The sequence below is a fragment of the Vibrio sp. Y176 genome (assembly GCF_033438945.1).
The window spans coordinates 1-780 of sequence record NZ_JAWOQS010000379.1; the positions used below are offsets into that span (position 1 = coordinate 1).

A 780-nucleotide genomic window follows, 5' to 3' on the forward strand; every position below is an offset into this window, starting at 1 on the left:
CTGTCTGGTAGTAGCTCAACCAGTTTTTCCCACGCTGCGATGCGTTTTTCGGTTGGACACATCACGGAATCCACACCTTGCAGACGTACATTACGTAGGATGAACGGCATTACTGTGGTTGGCAGGTCAAAACCGCCAGCAAGACCACACGCCGCGACGGCGCTGTTGTAATCCATTTGCGCCAATACTTTCGCTAGCACTTTGCTGCCAACGGTGTCGACTGCGCCAGCCCAAATTTGTTTTTCTAGTGGGCGTGCAGGCTCTTCAAATTCAACACGGTCGATGATGCGACTTGCGCCCAGTTTTTCTAAAAGTGGACCGTTTTGTTCAACACGACCAGTAACGGCTGCCACTTTGTAGCCCAGTTGAGCCAGAAGCGTCACCGCCACCGAACCTACGCCGCCACTGGCGCCAGTGACAAGGATTTCGCCAGCTTCTGGTTTGATGTCAGCATCCAGCAGAGCTTGAACACACAGCATTGCGGTAAAGCCAGCTGTACCGACCATCATTGCTTTTTTGCTGTCTAAGCCTTTTGGTAGAGGAACCAACCAATCCGCTTTTAGACGAGCACGTTGCGCCATACCGACCCAGTGGTTTTCGCCGACACCCCAGCCAGTAAGAACGACTTTATCGCCTGCTTGGTAGCGTGCATCGTCAGAGCTTACGACCGTACCTGCTAGATCAATGCCTGGTACCATTGGGAAGTTGCGGATGATTTTACCTTTCCCTGTGATCGCAAGGCCGTCCTTGTAGTTTAACGATGAGTAATCAACGTCAATC

1 protein-coding gene is annotated in these 780 nt (G+C 51.9%); it reads right to left on the reverse strand.

Annotation, left to right across the window (positions count from 1 at the left end; all coding sequences use genetic code 11):
• A partial coding sequence (locus tag R7O13_RS26175; RefSeq protein WP_318305116.1) for an MDR family oxidoreductase occupies positions 1–780 on the reverse strand: 780 nt, incomplete at both ends.